15 protein-coding genes are annotated in these 15,655 nt (G+C 52.9%); 7 read left to right on the forward strand and 8 right to left on the reverse strand.

Annotated elements, in window-relative coordinates:
* Positions 1–32 precede the first annotated feature (32 nt).
* Positions 33–806 (forward strand): hypothetical protein, encoded by a 774-nt coding sequence (locus tag EHV15_RS25490; RefSeq protein ID WP_128633701.1) that lies wholly within the window; start codon positions 33–35, stop codon positions 804–806.
* A gap of 96 nt (positions 807–902) precedes the next feature.
* Here the strand turns inward: EHV15_RS25490 and EHV15_RS25495 are convergent, their stop codons facing one another.
* On the reverse strand, positions 903–1,379 hold the full coding sequence (locus EHV15_RS25495; RefSeq protein ID WP_128633702.1) for a hypothetical protein: 477 nt from the start codon (positions 1,377–1,379) through the stop codon (positions 903–905).
* A gap of 143 nt (positions 1,380–1,522) precedes the next feature.
* Here EHV15_RS25495 and EHV15_RS25500 point away from each other — a divergent pair, with 143 nt between their 5' ends.
* The 3 genes from EHV15_RS25500 to EHV15_RS25510 all read left to right on the forward strand — a co-directional run bounded on the left by EHV15_RS25500 (position 1,523) and on the right by EHV15_RS25510 (position 5,208).
* A complete protein-coding gene (locus EHV15_RS25500) occupies positions 1,523–1,810 on the forward strand; it encodes an ArsR/SmtB family transcription factor (protein ID WP_128633703.1) in 288 nt (95 codons plus the stop codon).
* A complete protein-coding gene (locus EHV15_RS25505; protein ID WP_128633704.1) occupies positions 1,811–4,327 on the forward strand; it encodes a DsrE/DsrF/DrsH-like family protein in 2,517 nt (838 codons plus the stop codon).
* A gap of 62 nt (positions 4,328–4,389) precedes the next feature.
* Positions 4,390–5,208 (forward strand): class I SAM-dependent methyltransferase, encoded by an 819-nt coding sequence (locus tag EHV15_RS25510; protein ID WP_128633705.1) that lies wholly within the window; start codon positions 4,390–4,392, stop codon positions 5,206–5,208.
* A gap of 385 nt (positions 5,209–5,593) precedes the next feature.
* Here the strand turns inward: EHV15_RS25510 and lpdA are convergent, their stop codons facing one another.
* Genes lpdA through pdhA form a run of 4 tightly spaced genes read right to left on the reverse strand, consistent with a single transcriptional unit; the run spans position 5,594 to position 10,432 of the window.
* Positions 5,594–7,009 carry a dihydrolipoyl dehydrogenase gene (gene lpdA / locus EHV15_RS25515; RefSeq protein ID WP_036623095.1) on the reverse strand — a complete coding sequence of 472 codons (1,416 nt, stop codon included), beginning with the start codon at positions 7,007–7,009 and terminating at the stop codon, positions 5,594–5,596.
* Positions 7,010–7,016: 7 nt separating this feature from the next.
* A complete protein-coding gene (locus EHV15_RS25520; RefSeq protein WP_128633706.1) occupies positions 7,017–8,309 on the reverse strand; it encodes a dihydrolipoamide acetyltransferase family protein in 1,293 nt (430 codons plus the stop codon).
* 25 nt (positions 8,310–8,334) lie between these two features.
* A complete protein-coding gene (locus EHV15_RS25525; RefSeq protein ID WP_128633707.1) occupies positions 8,335–9,315 on the reverse strand; it encodes an alpha-ketoacid dehydrogenase subunit beta in 981 nt (326 codons plus the stop codon).
* A 49-nt stretch (positions 9,316–9,364) separates the two neighbouring features.
* Positions 9,365–10,432: a pyruvate dehydrogenase (acetyl-transferring) E1 component subunit alpha gene (gene pdhA, locus EHV15_RS25530; RefSeq protein ID WP_128633708.1), complete on the reverse strand. Its 1,068-nt coding sequence runs from the start codon at positions 10,430–10,432 to the stop codon at positions 9,365–9,367.
* Between the two features lie 194 nt (positions 10,433–10,626).
* Between pdhA and EHV15_RS25535 the strand changes: the two genes are divergently transcribed.
* Positions 10,627–11,355 carry an alpha/beta hydrolase gene (locus EHV15_RS25535; RefSeq protein WP_128633709.1) on the forward strand — a complete coding sequence of 243 codons (729 nt, stop codon included), beginning with the start codon at positions 10,627–10,629 and terminating at the stop codon, positions 11,353–11,355.
* Between the two features lie 92 nt (positions 11,356–11,447).
* Here the strand turns inward: EHV15_RS25535 and EHV15_RS25540 are convergent, their stop codons facing one another.
* The gene (locus EHV15_RS25540; RefSeq protein WP_128633710.1) at positions 11,448–12,119 is read right to left on the reverse strand and encodes a trimeric intracellular cation channel family protein; all 672 of its coding nucleotides are present in this window, start codon (positions 12,117–12,119) and stop codon (positions 11,448–11,450) included.
* A 139-nt stretch (positions 12,120–12,258) separates the two neighbouring features.
* Between EHV15_RS25540 and EHV15_RS25545 the strand changes: the two genes are divergently transcribed.
* Positions 12,259–12,900 (forward strand): thiamine diphosphokinase, encoded by a 642-nt coding sequence (locus EHV15_RS25545; RefSeq protein WP_128633711.1) that lies wholly within the window; start codon positions 12,259–12,261, stop codon positions 12,898–12,900.
* Positions 12,901–13,159: 259 nt separating this feature from the next.
* Positions 13,160–13,669, forward strand: coding sequence for a C40 family peptidase (locus tag EHV15_RS25550; protein WP_128633712.1), 510 nt, complete (start codon positions 13,160–13,162; stop codon positions 13,667–13,669).
* Positions 13,670–13,740: 71 nt separating this feature from the next.
* On the opposite strand, the gene EHV15_RS25555 is transcribed toward EHV15_RS25550, so the two are convergent.
* A complete protein-coding gene (locus tag EHV15_RS25555) occupies positions 13,741–14,418 on the reverse strand; it encodes a response regulator transcription factor (protein ID WP_128633713.1) in 678 nt (225 codons plus the stop codon).
* A gap of 114 nt (positions 14,419–14,532) precedes the next feature.
* Complete coding sequence (locus tag EHV15_RS25560; protein WP_128633714.1) at positions 14,533–15,588, reverse strand: ThiF family adenylyltransferase; 1,056 nt, start codon at positions 15,586–15,588, stop codon at positions 14,533–14,535.
* Positions 15,589–15,655 lie beyond the last annotated feature (67 nt).

A 15,655-nucleotide genomic window follows, 5' to 3' on the forward strand; every position in this document is an offset into this window, starting at 1 on the left:
AGATGATTAAAAAGTTAAGGAGCTGATGAGGTATGAAAATGCGGAAACAAATGCGTAGCCTGCTGCTTGTGATCATGATCCTGCACTTCATGTTTTTGGGGAATGTACAGGTCCAAGCGGCCGATTCCTGGGATGCGGCCTGGTCCGGCATCGACGCGGTTTATGACGGACTCACCGCGGTGCAGGCCGTCGTTAAGCAGGAAAGCGCATCGATCACCGAGCTTCGCAAGAAAAATAACACAGAGTTGAAGGCGGTGAACGCCAAAGTGAAAGCGATCGACAAGACCCTGATCAGCCGCTTGTCCGCCGAAGCCGAAACGGTCCAGCGTAAGCACGCTGCACTGCTCGAGCAGTATTCCAATCTCGGCAAGCAGATTACCGCCGCGGGCAAAGCCAAAAATACAAAAACCGCCGATTTGCTTAAATTAAAACGCAACAAAATCAAGCCATCGGCCACGTCGGCCAAAGCGGAAATCAAAGCCAAAAAAGACGCGTTGACGGCCGCCAAAAAAGCGGCCAGCTCCAAAGCCAAAATCGTGAAGGAAGCGTTGGCCCCAGTGCAGACGTTAAAAAAACAGATTGCCGCGGAAAACAAAACGATTGCCGCGGCAAAAAAATCGGTTACAACCGCGAACAAACGCTATAAAGCAAGCGTTAAGCTCGGCGACGCGATCGGGGCCGTAAGCGGCCTTAAGGAGGCTTACGATCAGACGAACAAAATTCACGCTTCCCAGGGAAAAGTATACGAATGGGAGAAGAAAATCTCGCAAACGATCAGCTCCGCGGCCGCAAAGCTGCCGAAGTAGGCGTAAATCTGAGGCTGCAGACTTTAATAAAAAGACGACTAGTTGTAAGCGGGATCGCACACAATAGTCGTCTTTTTCTCAAATTTATCCGTTTGACTATATCTTCGGAGACGCGGACGATTTAAGAAGCAGTTCGATGGTCCCCCGAACACCTTCATCTTCATATCTTACTTTGATGGTTAAGGTGCCGTTTTGCACATGTTCGCGGGGAATGTCATATTGTTCCGTTACCGAATCATTTTTGCGGATTCCCATGGAATGAACGGCCGCACACATCGAGTCTTCTCGAGGTGGCGATTCGGGGGCATAAGTAACAAAACTGCCGCAATCGGCAAGGATGTCAACCATGGTGTCCGTTTTGTTAGTGATCGTAACTTCCAGCTCATAACTTGTACCCTCTTCTTTTAATACGGCTCTGCCCTCCACTTTTAGGAAGTCGTCCTCTTCTCGGGCCGACATTTGCTCGGGATAGGACTTGCCCAAGAGATCATTTTGCCCTTGGAGATCCCTGCCCTGCAGCGCCATGAGCAGTGCCAAAAGAAGCATAGGTATAATAGAACTTCGCGCTAACAACTAAACCCCTCCATTACTTTTCCAGAATTCTCCTTCAAAACTACCGACGGATGCAGATGAAAAAAAGTTGCTCAATCCAATATTGTTATATCGTAATATTGCGATATAATGATACATATAAAAACGCGAGGTGATGCGCATTGATGGACAACAACTTCAAGGCCTACCAGGAGGCCGCCGACATACTCAAAGCTTTGGCCCATCCTGTTCGCCTATGCATCGTTAAGGGCTTGCTGGACAAAAAAGACTGCAACGTTACCTACATGCAGGAATGTTTGAAACTGCCCCAATCAACCGTTTCCCAGCACTTGCAGAAATTGCGCAGCCTGGGCATCGTCGAAGCCGAGCGCAGCGGACTGGAAGTAAAATACCGGATCGCCAACGATCATGTGAAAAAACTGATCCGCACCTTATTTGAGGAGGAACAATAAATGGGCAAAAAAGTGCTTATCATCGGCGGCGTCGCCGGCGGAGCTTCCGCAGCGGCAAGACTCCGCCGGCTGGATGAAGACGCGCATATCGTCATGTTTGAACGAGACCCGTACATTTCATTTGCGAACTGCGGACTCCCCTATTATATCGGGGATTCTATCAAAGACCGGGCAAAGCTGCTGGTACAAACGCCGGAGGCCATGCACCGCCGCTTTAAGATCGACGTCCGGACCGAAAGCGAAGTGATCGGCATCGATCCGTCCCGTAAAACCGTCCGCGTCCGCAGCAAAGATCGCGGTGAATACGAGGAAAGTTATGACGCGATGATTTTGTCGCCCGGCGCCAGACCGATTCTGCCGAATTTGCCCGGCATCGAAAGCAGCCGTATTCATACGCTGCGCAACATTCCGGACACCGACCGCATCAAGCGGCGGGTCGCCGACGAACAGGCTGCTTCGGCCATCGTTATCGGCGGTGGTTTTATCGGCGTAGAAATGGCCGAAAACCTGAAAGAAATCGGACTTGACGTTACATTGATCGAAGGCGGGCCGCAGATTCTCGCGCCATTTGATTCAGAAATGGCGGGTATGCTGGCCAAAGAGCTGGAAGATCGCGGCATTAAACTGCTGATGTCGCAAACCGTAACTTCGTTTGAGGAAATGGGACAGCAAATCGTGGTCCGCACCTCAAGCGGGCTGTCGCTCGCCGGCGACATCGTCATTTTGGCCATCGGGGTTGCGCCGGATACGGCCTTCCTGAAAGAGTCCGGAATCGGACTGGGGCCGCGCGGCCATATTATCGTAAATGACAAGCTGGAAACGAACCTGGAAGGCGTCTATGCGTTGGGCGACGCCGTAGAAATTACCGATTTCGTGAACGGCTCCAAAACCGCGATTCCGCTTGCCGGACCGGCTAACAAGCAAGGCCGGATCGCGGCCGACAACGTATGCGGTCTAGGAACGGCCTATACAGGAACACAAGGCACTTCGATTATCAAAGTGTTTGGCCTTACGGGAGCATCCACCGGCAACAACGAAAAAACGCTGCAGCGCCTGGGAATCCCCTATCATGTCATCTACGTGCATCCGAATTCCCATGCCTCGTATTATCCCGGAGCCGCGCCGATCACGATCAAGCTGCTGTTTCAAGCAGATGGGACCGTGCTTGGAGCCCAAGCGGTCGGGTATGAAGGCGTCGATAAGCGCATCGACGACATCGCCACCGTCATTCACTTCCACGGTACCGTAACGGATCTGACGGAGCTTGAGCTGGCTTATGCCCCGCCCTACTCGTCGGCCAAAGACCCGGTGAACATGGCCGGCTATACGGCGGAAAATGTACTCAGCGGGCGCACGAATGTTTTCGTGCCGAAAGACTTGGCCGCACGGGACGAGCAAGCGACGCTGCTTGTGGACGTGCGTTCCGAAATCGAGCACGCGGGCGGCCACATCCCGGGGTCACTGCTAATCCCTGTCGATGAGCTGCGGGACAGACTCGGCGAACTTGATCCGGCCAAGGAAATCTGGGTGTACTGCCAGGTCGGTCTTCGCGGGTACACCGCATCGCGCATCCTGCAGCAGAAAGGGTACCGTGTCCGCAACCTGACCGGCGGTTATAAGCTTTACCGGATGGCTAACTATGAACCGGGCAAAGCCCAGCTTCCGGACCGGCTGGACGCGGCGGAGGCAAAGGCGGAAATTGCCGCGGCAGTGTCCAAGGAGACTAGTCCGCTTCAAGCCGCAAATGGACCGGCTGCGGCGAACGAGCCGCTGCGCGCCGACGCGGAGCTGGACGCCTGCGGGCTTTGCTGCCCAGGTCCGCTCATTCAAGTGAAACAAGTGATGGACCGGCTGCAAGAAGGACAAGTTTTGCGCGTGACCGCCTCGGACCCTGGATTCTATGAGGATGTGCAGGCCTGGGCCAGCATGTCCAAACACCGGATGCTCCAGGTCAGCAAAAACGATAGCGGCATCATCGAAGCATATATGCGCAAGGACGGCGCGATGGCCAGCGAGGCGGCAAATGCAGAGCAGCCGGCGGCATCTCCGGAGGGTACGACGATGGTCGTATTCAGCGGCGATTTGGACAAAGCGATCGCCTCCTTTATTATCGCCAACGGGGCCGCAGCCAGCGGAAAGAAGGTCACCTTGTTCTTCACTTTCTGGGGACTGAACATTCTCCGCAAGCCGGAAAAAGTACCCGTAAACAAAAGCTTTATCGGCCGCATGTTCGGCGTAATGATGCCGCGGGGCAGCCGGAAATTGGCATTGTCCCGCATGAACATGATGGGCATGGGCGCCAAAATGATTCGTGGCGTGATGCAAAAGGGGAACGTCTCCTCACTTGAAGAACTGATGGACACCGCGATCAGCCAAGGTGTGGAAATCGTCGCCTGCCAAATGTCCATGGACCTGATGGGCATCGCCAAGGAAGAGCTGATCGACGGAGTCAAAATCGGCGGAGTCGGATATTATTTGGGCAAAGCGGACCAATCGGGCATTAATTTGTTTGTTTAATCAAGGTATAATCGAATCATAGCGATGTCCTAAAATTTCATTGCCCGAAGGAGTGATTTCCCATGACCGGCCAGATTCGCCAAAATAACGTGGACCGTTTTAACGGCTTCGGAACGCTTTATGATCAGAGCCGCCCGCAAGCCCCGGAAGAAGTCGCTAAAATCTTAACGATGTATTTGGGCCGAGCGCCTGAATACGTTGCGGATGTCGGATGCGGAACCGGCCTCTCCACTATGATTTGGCTGGGGCATGCCGAGCGGGTCATCGGCATCGAGCCAAACGACGACATGCGCGAGGTGGCTTTAAGCCGTCTGCGGGAACTGGGCTCCCCGGAAAAGCTGACATTTGTCCAAGGCCTCTCCGACCAGCTCCCGCTCGATTCGGCTACCGTCGATATCGCCACTTGCTCACAATCTTTTCATTGGATGGATCCCGAGCTAACGCTGCGGGAATTCGCCCGCGTGCTTCGCCCCGGCGGCGTGTTCGCCGCCTATGATTGCGATTGGCCGCCGGCCATCGGTCCCGAGCTTGAAGAGGCGTACGAGCGGCTCATCGAATTTGCCGATCAACGGGCCAGCGAGCTGGCCGAAAGCGGCAAACAAGCGTACAAATGGCCCAAAGACAAGCATTTGCAGCAAATTCGCGAGAGCGGATGGTTCCGTTTTTCCCGGGAGATCGTGTTCCACCATTGGGAAAGCTGCGATGCCGACCGGTATGCGAATCTGGCTTTCAGCCAAGGTGGTCTGCAAACGGCTTTGAAATTAGAAGCTGGCGAGGTTGCAGCCGCCGCGGAGCGGTTCCGCGACCAGGTCATTCAAGCATTCGGCGGCGAAACCCGCGAAATCCTGTTCAGCTACCGGATGCGGCTTGGCGTGAAATAATAGACTTTCGCCTCTTTCAAACCTGTGGATGCTGCTCTAACGGACTCCAGGGACGTTATTTGCCCATTTCCCGGATATTTCCCAGCCTAACGGACTCAAATGACGTTATTTCGCTCTAAACCAGCTCACTCGGGCCGATTCGAGCAAAATAGCGTCATCTCAGTCCGTTACATTTTGTAAACCTCCGTTTTTCCGCCAATAGAGTCTCTGGTGTCCTTTAGCCTCTACAACCTTCTTTTCCTCCCTTCTCAACCTGTCTCATCGGCCTCCACAACGCGAAAATTTACAAAAAAAAGCAAGGCCAAAACTTCGGCCTTGCCCAAATATGCTTAGGAGAACACTTCCTCTTAGGAGGAGTGGAAATCAATTGCCGCGAACGCGTAAATTAGCGAGCGATGACGTGGATCGGATGGCCTTCCACGAGTTCCGCGGTTTCCATCACGATTTCGCCCAGCGTCGGGTGAGCGTGGATCGTCAACGAGATATCTTCCAGCGTTGCGCCCATTTCGACCGCGAGGCCCAGCTCGGCGATCAGATTGGAAGCCTCGATACCGACGATTTGTGCGCCGAGAACAACGTTGTTATCCGCGTTAGCGACGATTTTGATGAAACCGTCAGGCTGGTTCAGCGAAGTTGCACGGCCGTTGCCCGCAAACGGGAATTTGCCGGCTTTCACATTGAAGCCTTTTTCCTTCGCTTCTTTTTCGGTGTAACCTACGCTCGAGCATTCCGGATCGGTGAAAACAACCGCAGGAATCGCTTTGTAATCGACAACGGAAGGCAGTCCGGAAATCGCTTCAGCCGCTACCTTGCCTTCATAGGAAGCTTTATGCGCAAGCGCTGGGCCCGCTACGATATCGCCGATCGCGAAGATTTTCGGGTTGCTGGTGCGCCCTTGATGATCGACTTTCACCAGACCGCGGTCAGTCAACTCCACGCCGGCCAGATCGAGGCCGAGATCTCCGTCCGTGTTAGGACGGCGGCCCACCGTTACCAGCAAATAATCGGCGGTGATTTCTTTGCTTTCGCCGTTCACGGAGTATTTCACCGTTACGTTCTTATCGGTTTGCTCCGCGCTTTCGGCTTTCGCGTTCGCTACGATTTCAATGCCGGTTTTGGCCATGTTTTTCGCCACGAGGCGGGTCATGTCCTTGTCAAAGCCAGGCAGCACGCTGTCCATGCCTTCGATAATCGTCACTTTCGTGCCGAATTTGGAGAACATTTGGCCCAGCTCCGCACCGATATAGCCGCCGCCGATGACGACCAGGCTGCCCGGAATTTCTTGCAGCTCAAGAGCTTCCGTGGAGGACAGGATGCGTCCGCCAAACGGGAACGGCTTCAGTTCAATCGGACGGGAGCCAGTCGCCAGAATACAGTTTTTGAAACGGTAACGCGGGGATTCGTGTTCATTGAAGCAGCGGGCTTCGCTGTCATTGATGAACATAACCTCGCCGCTGAATACTTCCACTTTGTTGCCTTTCAAGAGACCCGATACGCCTTGGGTCATTTTCTTGACGACACCATTTTTGAATTCTTGCGTTTTCTTAAAATCGACTTTAACGTTTTCCGCCGTAATCCCGAAAGCATCGGCATGTTGCGCGGATTCATATTGGTGCGCCGCCGAAATCAGCGCTTTGGACGGAATACAGCCGCGGTTCAAGCAGACACCGCCAAGCTCGGATTTGTCCACGATCAGCACTTTTTGCCCTAGCTGAGCAGCGCGAATCGCTGCCACGTATCCGCCTGGGCCTGCTCCGACTACCAGTGTATCAATATCAATAGATGCGTCTCCTACTACCATGATGGTATTACACCTCCATAACAAGCAGCTCAGGGTTGGCGAGCAGCTGTTTAATATAGTTCATCGCGTTTTGAGCCGTTGCGCCGTCGATCAAACGGTGGTCGAAGCTGAGCGACAAGGCCATAACCGGAGCAACAACGATTTCTCCGTCTCTAACGGCCGGTTTTTGGCTGATCCGGCCGGTGCCCAGGATGGCAACTTCCGGATAGTTGATGATCGGCGTAAAGAACATACCGCCTGCGGAACCGATGTTCGAGATCGAAATCGTGCTTCCCTTCATTTCGTTCGCGGACAGCTTGCCTTCGCGGCCGCGCAGCGCCAAATCGGAAATCGCTTCGGCGATCATCCAGATGCTCTTGCGGTCGGCAGCTTTCACAACCGGCACGATCAAGCCGTTGTCGGTGTCGGTGGCGATCCCGATATCGTAGTGTTTCTTGTAAACAATCTCATTGTTTACGTCGTCGATGGACGCGTTGAGTGCCGGATATTTGCGGACCGCGGCCACAAGCGCCTTAACGATAAACGGCAGGTAAGTGACCTTGATGCCTTTCTTCTCGGCAACAGGTTTCATGCGGGTGCGGAATGCCACCAGTTCCGTGACGTCCACTTCGTCCATGATCGTAACGTGCGGCGCGGTATAAGCGGATTTAACCATCGCGTTGGAAATGGCTTTCCGGATGCCTTTGAACGGTACGCGTTCTTCTTCGTCAGCCACTTCGATCGCGGTAGGTGCCGGAGCCGCTGGAGCCGCCGCCGCTGCGCCGGCCGCTGCCGGAGCTGCCGCTGCCGCCGGTGCGCCGCCGTTTTTGAACGCATCAACGTCTTCGCGCGTGATTTTGCCGGCTTTGCCCGTGCCCGGTACTTGCGCGATGTCGATGCCCAGCTCGCGGGCGTGTTTGCGCACGCTTGGCGTAGCCAATACTTCGCGGTTCGGCGCTGCGGGAGCTGCCGCTGCCGCCGGAGCCGCTGCGCCTGCTGCCGGTGCGGTTTCAGCTTGAGCCGGAGCTGCCGCTTCCGGTTCGTCATGCGCCGGAGCGTCCGCTTGCTCCGGAATGTCGCCTTCCGCGTCGATCACGGCGACGACTTGGCCTACGCGGAACACGGCGCCGTCGGTGCCGAACACTTCCTGTACCGTACCGTTTACCGGGCAAGGTACTTCCACAACGGCTTTGTCGTTTTGCACTTCCATAATGATATCTTCGTCCGTTACTTTGTCGCCCGGTTTGATGTGCATTTTAATAATTTCGCCTTCATGCAAACCTTCCCCAAGCTCAGGGAAACGATATTCAAATTTAGCCACCGTAATGACCTCCTATTTCGTCGAATTAGAATTCAAGAACTTTGTTGACGCCGTCGATGACACGAGCCGGAGACGGAAGCCATTGATCCTCGATTTGCGCGAACGGATATACGGTATCCGGCGGCGCAACGCGAAGCACCGGAGCTTCCAGGTGCAAAATCGCTTTTTCGTTGATTTGTGCGATCACTTCTGCGGCGATGCCCGCGGATTTTTGCGCTTCCTGTACAACGATGACGCGGTTCGTTTTCTTCACCGAAGCGACGATCGTGTCGATGTCCAGCGGCACCAACGTGCGCAGGTCGATAACTTCGGCTTTGATGCCTTTGGTTTTCTCCAGCTCTTCCGCCGCTTTGACAGCCGTGTGTACCATCAGTCCGTAAGCGATGATCGTTACGTCGGAACCTTCGCGAACGATGTTCGCTTTGCCGAGTTCAATTGTATAGTCCTCTTCAGGCACTTCGGCGCGGAAAGCATGGTACAAGTTCAAATGCTCCATGAAAAATACCGGGTCGTTATCGCGGATGGCCGAGATCAGCAGGCCTTTCGCATCATAAGGATTGGACGGAATCACCAGCTTGATGCCTGGAGTTTGCGCGATCAAACCTTCCAGAGCGTCGGTGTGCAGCTCCGCCGCTTTGACTCCGCCGCCGAACGGCGTGCGGAATACGACCGGCGCATGGTAACGTCCGCCGGAACGGTAACGCATCCGGGCCGCTTGCACCAAAATTTGGTCGAGCGCTTCAAAAATAAAGCCGACAAACTGAATTTCCGCTACCGGACGGAAACCTTGAATCCCGAGGCCAACCGCCATGCCGCCGATCGCCGATTCGGCCAGCGGCGTATCCATCACGCGCTCTTCCCCGAATTCTTTTTGCAGACCTTCCGTTACGCGGAACACGCCGCCCACATGACCTACGTCTTCGCCGAAAATCAGGACGTTCGGATCACGCTTCAGTTCTACGCGGAGCGCGTCGCGAATTGCTTCTTTCATATTCATTTGTGCCATTCTATATATCCTCCTCTTTAGAACGATCTGACTAGATTAGACGTTGACCTTATTGAAAATCGGCTTTTTGCTCTTCCAGATGTTTTGGCGTTTTCTCGAACATGCTGTCGATCAAGCCAGGAATCGTCATTTTTTCCGTTTGTTCTGCTTTTTTGATCTGCTCGTTCACGGTCGCTTTGGCTTCGTCTTTTACGCGAGCCGTATCTTCTTCAGACCACAGACCTTTTTTCTCCAAATATTTGGCGAGGCGGGCAATCGGATCTTTTTCGCTCCATTCCCCTTCTTCTTCTTTCGTCCGGTATTTGGAAGTATCGTCGGAAAGGGAGTGCGGACGGAAACGGTAAGTTACCGCTTCAATCAAAGTAGCGCCTTCTCCGTTACGAGCGCGTTCCGCCGCTTCACGAACGGCCGCGATTACAGCAAACACGTCCATGCCGTCGACTTTCACGCCGCGGATCCCGGCCGCAACCGCCTTGTGCGCAATGGACAAAGCAGCCGTTTGTTTTGAGAACGGCGTCGTAATCGCGTAACCGTTGTTTTGCACAAAGAAAATGACCGGCAGCTTGAAAACACCAGCATAGTTCAATGCTTCGTAGAAGTCGCCTTCGGAGGAACCTCCGTCACCCGTATAAGTAATGGCCACATGTTTTTGCTTCTTCAATTTGTAGCCCATAGCGATGCCCATGGCATGCAAAACTTGCGCGCCGATAATGATTTGAGGCATAAGTACGTTGACGCCTTCCGGAATTTGTCCGCCATGCTGATGGCCGCGGGAATACAGGAAAGCTTGATACAACGGCAAACCGTGCCATACGAGCTGAGGCATATCGCGGTAGCCCGGGCAGACGAAGTCGTCTTTTTCCAAGGCAAATTCGCTGCCGACCATCGTCGCTTCTTGTCCGGATACCGGAGCATAGAAACCAAGGCGGCCTTGACGGCCCAAGTTAATGGCGCGTTCATCCCAAGTACGGGTGAATACCATGCGGTACATCAGTTCTTTCAATTGATCGTCGGAGAGCTCCGGCAGTTTATCTTTGTTAACGATTTCACCGGCCGGCGACAGCACGGACAAAGCTTCGACTTCCTCCGTATATACTTCATAAGGAATCTTGCTCATTTTTTTCACCTCGACTAAAAATTTGATTATCTTGTTCCTCTGTTATAGAATTATTATACTCCTGTTTCATTCTCAAAGTCAAAGGAATTAAGGAGAATTGTGTCATATTTTTATTTTTGTTTATATAACAGTTTTCTTAAATTAATATAACACAAATTCCATTTAACCCATCATGACAAGGAGCGTGTAAAAGCATGACGGATTCGCGCTATTTGAAACGAACCATTATTAAGGAAGAAATCGACAGCAAATACTTGGGGGAAAAACGATTTCTTCGTATTTACTTGCCTCCCGGGTACAACGAAATTTTGAGTTATCCTGTCGTATATTGTCAGGATGGCGAGGAGTTTTTCAATTTCGGACGCATCGCCACGCACGCCAACCAGCTGATCCTCGACGAAGGAATCGATCCGTTTATCATCGTCGGCGTGGAAGTGGATACGAAAGTGCGCACCGAGGAATACGCCCCGTTCGGCAACCGTTTTGACGCTTATACCCGCTGTTTCACGGAAGAAATTATTCCCTTCATCGAGCGGAATTATCCGGTTCGGCGCGAACGCGGAGAAAGGGTTCTGGCCGGCGATTCTCTGGGGGCGACCGTCTCCCTCCACCTCGCTTTGAAAAAACCGGAACTGTTTTCCAAAATCATCAGCTTGTCCGGCGCCTACTATGAACCGTCCTTGAAGCTGCTCAGCGAAGAAACGGACTTGTCCTGCCTGTCTTTGTTCATGGTTGTCGGGCTGCAGGAGGATCATTACACGACTGATACGGGAACCTATAATTTCGTCGAACTGAATCGCAAGGCCAAAGCACTGCTCGAGGAGCGGGGAGCCAAGATCGTCTATTCCGAAAAAGACGGTAAACATCTATGGGGCTTTTGGCAGCAGGAGCTTCCCGGAGCGCTTGTCCATTTCCTAAAATAGCGCTTGCAAAACAAACGGGCGCCGATCGCAAACAACAGAGGCCGCCTTAATATAGTAGAAACTACTTCGGACAGCCTCTGGTTGTTTTTTATTTAATTGCGATGGACCGATCCGGAAGCGGCGACACGTTCGCCTTTCGGCAGCTCGGCCGGCGTTTCGTGCGCTTTAAGCGACCGGCGCGGCAGCTTCCATTTGTAATGAACGGATAACATACGAAAAAATACGACGATCGCAAACAGCAGGATCAATTCAAACGTGGATTTGAAAAATCCGAAACCTACGGCTAGCCCCGCCAGCATCGCCCACACCGCGTAAATCTCATCGCGCAGCACCAGCGGTTTGCGTCCGGCAAGCAAATCGCGGATGATTCCCCCGCCGATCCCTGTAAGCACCGCCGCTACAAGCACCGCGCTCATCGGGTGCTTCATTTCCGTGGCATACAGCGCCCCTTGAATGGCAAAAGCCGACAGGCCGATGGCGTCAAAAAACACCTCCGCCCTTTTCCAATGCCGGATCCAGGGCAGCGGCAAAATAAAAGCTACCAGCACGGACAACACCGCCAGCAAAATCAAATCATTTTGCCCCCACAGCGTCGTTACCGGTACGCCAATGAGCACATTGCGCACAATCCCCCCGCCAAACGCCGTAACCAAACCAAGCACCAAAACGCCCAGGATGTCGTACTCCTCTTCCATCGCCACAAACGCTCCCGACATGGCAAACGCAATGGTTCCAATGATGCTGAAAATGTCAAATATGTGCATTTCTTTTGTACTTTTCTGCCCTCTCTTTCGCCCATATGCCTGCATCATTCATTTTAGGCCTCTGCGCCAAAATTGTGCAACCCTCAAATTTGAATTATACTACATGAACAAGGGATTCAACCAGAAAGGAAGAAAAGAAATGGCTGGAAAACGAGTGCTCATTTTTGCGGGCGGACGCATCGACCTTGATGTAATAAAGGATATCCGAGCGGATGATGTGGTCATCGGCGCCGACCGGGGCGCATTGTTTTTGGTAGAGCAAGGAATCCGTCCGCACCTGGCGGTCGGGGATTTCGATTCCGTCAGTCCCGGAGAGTTGGACAAAATAAAAGAGAACAGCGTGGAGCTCGTCGCTTGCGATCCTATCGACAAAGATTTGACCGATACAGAGCTGGCCTACGACCTGGCATTGCAAAAACAGCCCGCGGAAATCTTAATGACCGGCGTCATCGGGACGAGGCTTGACCATACGCTCGCCAACGTGCATATGATGCTGCGCGGCTTGCAGCAACAGATTCGCACCGACATTTGGGACAAGCACAATTACATAACCTTAACCGATTCCGAGTGCCTGATAACAGAGCGCGGCTATACTTACGTTTCCCTCCTCCCGCTTACTCCCGAAGTGACGGGGATAACGCTCGAAGGTTTTTTGTACCCCCTGGAAAATGCCAGCTTGCGCATAGGCCAATCGCTGGGCGTCAGCAACCGTCTGACGGGACCCCAAGGAATCGTCCGGATTTCAAGCGGTCTCTTGCTCATTATGCAAAGCAAAGATTAAATGAAAACAATTTTGTAACCTTTTTGATCGTTTACATATTTGTAAAAAAACCTTGATGAATCAAGGTTTTTTTGTTTGCAATCGCAAACCTTTCTACATTTTCTTGAAAATCTGTAAACTTTAATGTTTTTTTAATAAACGCCATCAAACTATGAATCTACCAGGTTATTAGGAGTTTCTACCACAATTTAGGCGGTAACATTTCTGTTATACTTCTCTACGAACCGGTTGAAAAACAATAACTTTGGAGGTATACAACATGAACATGCGCAGCATATTCCAAAAAGTATTGACGGTCGGCATTGTGTCCACCATCGGTTTCAGCACTCTGCTTGCTAGTGGGGCTGAACCAGTACAAGCCCAGTCGGCAACAGCTAATGCTGTTTCGAAAGGGACTCAAATCGTTAACTTCGGAAAACAATTTATGGGTACGCCTTATAAATTTGGCGCTTCTACTTCGACAACAAGAGTTTTTGATTGCTCGTCCTTTATGAAGTACATTTTTAAAAAGTACGGCGTTAGCCTGCCCCGGACTTCCGCTGCTCAATCGAAAGAAGGCTATGCGGTTTCCAAGTCCAACTTGCAGCCCGGCGACCTGGTGTTCTTCTCCAGCGGCAGCCGCGCGAACGGTCATAATGTGACACACGTCGCCGTTTACATGGGTGGCGGAAAAATTTTGCACACGTACGGTAAACCGGGTGTTACGATTTCCGACCTGAACTCCGGAAACTGGAAAAGAACTTACCTGAAAGCCCGCCGCGTTCTGTAAACTTTTGCTTTGCTCGTATCAGTACAATTCACCCTTTATCCCGGCAGTCTCACTGCCGGGATATTTTCGTTTCATTGCAGCATATATCCCGTTCCGCGCACCGTGTGCAGCAATTTTTGCGTTCGCCCGCGGTCGATTTTTTTGCGCAAATGACGAATATAGACATCAACTACGTTCGTGCCGGTGGCAAAATCGTAACCCCATACTTGCTGCAAAATCATCTCTCTACCGCATACTTTGCCTGCCCGTTTTAACAAAAACAGCAGCAAATCAAACTCTTTCGGCGTTAGCTTAATCGCCTCATCCCCACGATACACTCTGCGGCTCTTCAGCTCCATCCGTAAATCCTCGTAGCTCAGCTCCGTAAGCGAGCCATCTCCGATCCGTTTGAACAGCGCGATCAATTGCCCGGCTCGTGCATATAGCTCGGCTATCGGGACGTCGATACTGACGACGTCGTTTGCACCGGCGGCAAATCCGGTCACGACTTCATCGGTGCTCCATTCGCGCAATAGAAGGATGAGCGGGTAGGCGGCGAACCGGCCAACCTGCTGCAAAATTTCCCCCGCGGACATATCCGGCAAATCCGTTCCCAACAGCACCAGGTCCGGAAATTCCTGCTCCAGATAACGGACCGTATCTTTTCCGTTCCGATGCTGCATGACTTCGTACCCCGCTTCTTCCAGCCCTAATCTTAACCGTTCCCCCGCGGAAGTATCCGCCAAGGCCAACAGCACCTTCCTTTTCATTTTAACCCCAACCACCTTGCCTGCAAATGCCAACCCTATCTAATAAGATGGTCATTCTGTGCAAAAACCATTCCAAAAACCCTTGGGGTGCAGGGCCTTTGGCTATTCCTCGGCTTACCCCAAAAAACGGTCATAAATCCGCCTGGCTTCCACCGGATCTTTCGTGCCGTGAATCAGGGCCCGTCCGTCCTCGAACAAAACCAGCCGCCGTTCGCCGATCGTGTAGGACAGCAGGAACGGATTCACTTCCACCTGGCCTTCTTCCAATCGGCTAAGCGCTCTTGCCATATCGGACAGGTTCAACTTCCGCTTTTGGGCCGGCCGGATCTGAACCGTATCCCTGCCGCAGAGCACTTCGGTTTTCCGGTGGCTCGCCGCGGATAAGTACGGAAAGTCGGGATGCGTTCCGCAGGAAGGACATTGTTCCCTTTTGGCCGAGGCCACCTTGATGGAGGCTTGTTCGTTGCGCCACAAATCAAAGGTTAACAGAGTTCCGCGCAGCGCTTCCGGATGCCCGGTCAACAGCTTTAACGCTTCCGTCGTCTGATGGGCCACAACCGTCTGAACCGCCGAAGGGATGACGCCAACCGTGTCGCAGGTATCGCCGCCCATGGGGATCGTCCCAAGTAAACAGTTCAAGCAAGGCGTCTCTCCAGGCAAAATCGTAAACGTGATGCCATAGCTGCCGACGCAGCCTCCGTAAATCCACGGAATCCGGTATTTTTGCGAAATATCGTTGATCATCATCCGGGTATCGAAGTTGTCCGTCGCGTCCATAATCAAATGTACTCCGGGCATAAGCATCTCCAGCTCTTCCGGGCCCACATCCGTCACAAACGCCTCGATCTCAACCGTGCTATTGATCGCCTTGAGCCGCTCGCGCGCCGCGACCGCCTTTGGCACTCTTGCGGCGGCATCCGCTTCCGAAAACAGCTGCTGCCGCTGCAAATTGCTCCATTCGACATAATCGCGGTCCGCGATAACGACATGCCCTACCCCGGACCTGGCGAGCGATTCGGCGATCCCGGTCCCGAGCGCTCCCGCACCGATGATCAGCACCTTCGCTTTCCCCAGCATATCCTGGCCTTCTGCGCCGATTGGGCCAAAAAGCTTTTGCCGCGAATAGCGGTCGGCTTTATCCCCCGGTGCCGCGGTATCCTCTATCTTCATGAAGGTATCCTCCCCATAATCCGCATGAATGTATATATAGTCAATTCTATCATCAAGGCTGCGGATT

Source organism: Paenibacillus oralis (assembly GCF_003863965.1).
In the GTDB taxonomy this organism is placed as follows: Bacteria; Bacillota; Bacilli; order Paenibacillales; family Paenibacillaceae; genus Fontibacillus; species Fontibacillus oralis.

Coding starts and splice junctions, on each gene's coding strand:
- EHV15_RS25505 (WP_128633704.1), top strand. CDS start 1,811: ATGGGCAAAAAAGTGCTTATCATCGGCGGCGTCGCCGGCGGAGCTTCC.
- EHV15_RS25500 (WP_128633703.1), top strand. CDS start 1,523: ATGGACAACAACTTCAAGGCCTACCAGGAGGCCGCCGACATACTCAAA.
- EHV15_RS25545 (WP_128633711.1), top strand. CDS start 12,259: ATGGCTGGAAAACGAGTGCTCATTTTTGCGGGCGGACGCATCGACCTT.
- EHV15_RS25550 (WP_128633712.1), top strand. CDS start 13,160: ATGAACATGCGCAGCATATTCCAAAAAGTATTGACGGTCGGCATTGTG.
- EHV15_RS25490 (WP_128633701.1), top strand. CDS start 33: ATGAAAATGCGGAAACAAATGCGTAGCCTGCTGCTTGTGATCATGATC.
- EHV15_RS25560 (WP_128633714.1), bottom strand. CDS start 15,588: ATGAAGATAGAGGATACCGCGGCACCGGGGGATAAAGCCGACCGCTAT.
- EHV15_RS25525 (WP_128633707.1), bottom strand. CDS start 9,315: ATGGCACAAATGAATATGAAAGAAGCAATTCGCGACGCGCTCCGCGTA.
- EHV15_RS25535 (WP_128633709.1), top strand. CDS start 10,627: ATGACGGATTCGCGCTATTTGAAACGAACCATTATTAAGGAAGAAATC.
- pdhA (WP_128633708.1), bottom strand. CDS start 10,432: ATGAGCAAGATTCCTTATGAAGTATATACGGAGGAAGTCGAAGCTTTG.
- EHV15_RS25540 (WP_128633710.1), bottom strand. CDS start 12,119: ATGCACATATTTGACATTTTCAGCATCATTGGAACCATTGCGTTTGCC.
- EHV15_RS25555 (WP_128633713.1), bottom strand. CDS start 14,418: ATGAAAAGGAAGGTGCTGTTGGCCTTGGCGGATACTTCCGCGGGGGAA.
- lpdA (WP_036623095.1), bottom strand. CDS start 7,009: ATGGTAGTAGGAGACGCATCTATTGATATTGATACACTGGTAGTCGGA.
- EHV15_RS25510 (WP_128633705.1), top strand. CDS start 4,390: ATGACCGGCCAGATTCGCCAAAATAACGTGGACCGTTTTAACGGCTTC.